Source organism: Sphingobium sp. SG1, assembly GCF_057063145.1.
Genome location: NZ_JBVVOJ010000064.1, coordinates 1 through 918, shown reverse-complemented (window position 1 = coordinate 918; position 918 = coordinate 1). Strand labels below are relative to the sequence as shown.

Below are 918 nucleotides of genomic sequence, written 5' to 3'. Positions count from 1 at the left end.
AGAGCCTGTCTTGAATCTCATGCGTAACGAGCGATGCGCCTGATGAGGACGACGGCAGCAGCGGCATATAGGAGTGCAGTTGCGGATTTGATGGTTCGCTCGAAGTCCTTTGCCAAGCGTCGATTTCGATTGAGCCATGCGAAGGTTCGTTCGACCACCCATCGTCTGGGATGGACGACGAACCCGGTCTGGTCGGCGAATTTCCGAACGATCTCTATCGTGACGGATGTGGCTTCCCGGACGCGATCGCTGTTGTAGGCGCTGTCGGCATAGGCATGCTCGACCAAGGGGTGCCGCTGGCGTGACTGCCGGAGCAAAGGCACTGCGCCGTCTCGGTCCTGCACGTCAGCGCCATGAACCAGCAGTTCGAGCGCACGACCATCGGTATCGACCATGGCGTGGCGCTTGCGGCCCATGATCTTTTTCCCTGCGTCATAGCCGCGCGGACCACCCGCTTCAGTGGTCTTGACGCTCTGGCTGTCGATGGCCGCCGCTGACGGCATCGGTTCTCGCCCCGTTCGGACACGGTCGATCTGGACAAGATGGTGGTTGAGACTTTCGAATGTCCCATCGTCACGCAGAGTGCAGAACCAGCGGTAGACCGTGCGCCATGGCGGAAAGCTGTCAGGCAAAAGCCGCCAAGGACAACCTGCCCGCAGCAAATAGAAAATGGCCTCGATGATCTCCCGCATCGGCCAACGCCGTCGCCGTCCGCATTGGCACGGCGCGGGCAAATACGGCTCAATCAAATGCCATTCTGCATCGGTAAGATCGCTTCCATAGCGAAGCTGTGCGCGGCTATGATGTGCGCGGGCGGTCGGGTTCCACATGATGGCTTCCAAGGTTGGTGTCGCAACCCCTCGGAATCATATCGAAACTCGGCCGTCCACCGTTACGTCAGCGTTCTGACACAGCCTC

1 protein-coding gene is annotated in these 918 nt (G+C 59.8%); it reads right to left on the bottom strand.

Annotation, left to right across the window (positions count from 1 at the left end; all coding sequences use genetic code 11):
• Positions 1-17: 17 nt before the first annotated feature.
• The gene (locus AC0KVN_RS27570) at positions 18-830 is read right to left on the bottom strand and encodes an IS5 family transposase (RefSeq protein ID WP_374549635.1); all 813 of its coding nucleotides are present in this window, start codon (positions 828-830) and stop codon (positions 18-20) included.
• Positions 831-918 lie beyond the last annotated feature (88 nt).